The 1694-nt window shown below is 50.4% G+C and carries 3 protein-coding genes; 1 reads left to right on the forward strand and 2 read right to left on the reverse strand.

All coding sequences use genetic code 11. The features are described from left to right. Positions 1–246, reverse strand: a 246-nt coding sequence (rpmA, locus tag FDW95_RS02570; RefSeq protein WP_137363406.1) for a 50S ribosomal protein L27, incomplete at its 3' end; no start/stop codon positions are given. A 19-nt stretch (positions 247–265) separates the two neighbouring features. Continuing rightward, positions 266–577, reverse strand: coding sequence for a 50S ribosomal protein L21 (rplU, locus tag FDW95_RS02575; RefSeq protein WP_003025032.1), 312 nt, complete (start codon positions 575–577; stop codon positions 266–268). A 258-nt stretch (positions 578–835) separates the two neighbouring features. Between rplU and ispB the strand changes: the two genes are divergently transcribed. Next, on the forward strand, positions 836–1694 hold an 859-nt coding region (ispB, locus tag FDW95_RS02580; RefSeq protein ID WP_249358879.1), incomplete at its 3' end, for an octaprenyl diphosphate synthase.

A 1694-nucleotide genomic window follows, 5' to 3' on the forward strand; every position in this document is an offset into this window, starting at 1 on the left:
AATGCTGATGAAACGACGGTTTTTCGGGCCTTTCACTTCGAATTTCACTTTACCGTCTGCTTTAGCAAACAGAGTGTGGTCTTTGCCGCAGCCTACGTTAGAGCCAGCGTGGAACTGAGTACCACGTTGACGAACGATGATGCTACCTGCCAGAACTGTTTCGCCGCCAAAGCGTTTTACGCCCAGACGTTTAGCTTCTGAATCGCGACCGTTACGAGTCGAGCCGCCAGCCTTTTTATGTGCCATTTAATCTGCTCCTCTTAACTTAAGCGCTGATGCCAGTGATTTTCACATCAGTGAACCACTGACGATGGCCCTGCTGCTTACGGTAGTGTTTACGACGACGAAACTTAACAATTTTAACTTTCTCGCCACGACCGTGAGCAACAACTTCAGCTTTGATAACGCCGCCATCAACGAAAGGAACGCCGATTTTGACTTCTTCACCGTTTGCGATCATCAGAACTTCTGCGAATTCAACAGATTCGCCAGTTGCGATGTCCAGCTTTTCCAGGCGAACGGTCTGACCTTCGCTTACTCGGTGTTGTTTACCACCACTTTGGAAAACCGCGTACATAAAAAACTCCGCTTCCGCGCACAACTTTTTGATGATTCAGAGTGCGCTATAAATATTCACAATAGGGCGCGAATATTACGCAAAACGCGAGCCTTTGACAAGTGCTACCGTCAATACATGCAGAAAAAAAACACAACGTGTATGGTAACGTTTATCTGTGGCATTTTTTCAGTACAATCAGCATATATTTCTAACCCTAAACCCGTAGTTACCTTGCCATACAGTGAGGTAATCGGGGCGAGAAGCCCGGCTTTTGCGATGAATTTAGAAAAAATCAATGAGTTAACCGCGCAAGATATGGCGGGTGTCAATGCGACAATCCTTGAACAGCTCAATTCCGACGTCCAGCTGATCAATCAGTTGGGGTACTACATCATCAGCGGCGGCGGAAAACGCATTCGCCCAATGATCGCCGTACTTGCTGCTCGCGCCGTTGGCTATCAGGAAAACGCCCACGTTACGATCGCGGCCCTAATCGAGTTTATCCACACCGCAACCCTGCTTCATGACGATGTGGTGGATGAATCCGACATGCGCCGTGGGAAAGCAACGGCAAACGCAGCGTTTGGTAATGCAGCCAGCGTACTGGTTGGCGATTTTATCTATACCCGCGCCTTTCAGATGATGACCAGCCTTGGCTCACTGAAAGTGCTGGAAGTGATGTCTAAGGCAGTGAACGTCATTGCTGAGGGTGAAGTTCTGCAATTGATGAACGTCAACGACCCTGACATTACCGAAGAAAACTACATGCGCGTCATCTACAGCAAGACAGCGCGCCTGTTTGAAGCGGCGGCACAGTGCTCTGGTATTCTTGCCGGCTGCAGCGAAGAACAAGAGAAAGGCTTGCAGGATTATGGCCGCTATCTTGGCACAGCTTTCCAGTTAATCGACGACTTACTCGATTACAGCGCAGACGGCGAGCAACTGGGTAAAAACGTGGGCGACGATCTCAACGAAGGGAAACCGACGCTGCCGCTGCTGCATGCGATGCGCCACGGTACCCCAGAACAGGCGCAAATGATTCGTCAGGCTATCGAGCAAGGAAACGGGCGTCATCTTCTGGAGCCGGTTCTGGAGGCCATGAACGCCTGCGGCTCGCTGGAATGGACCCGCCAGC

The organism is Citrobacter sp. wls718, assembly GCF_005280945.1.
Taxonomy (GTDB): domain Bacteria; phylum Pseudomonadota; class Gammaproteobacteria; order Enterobacterales; family Enterobacteriaceae; genus Citrobacter; species Citrobacter gillenii.

Excerpts from the sequence above, each read along its gene's own strand:
- rplU (WP_003025032.1), bottom strand. The coding sequence starts at position 577 with ATGTACGCGGTTTTCCAAAGTGGTGGTAAACAACACCGAGTAAGCGAA.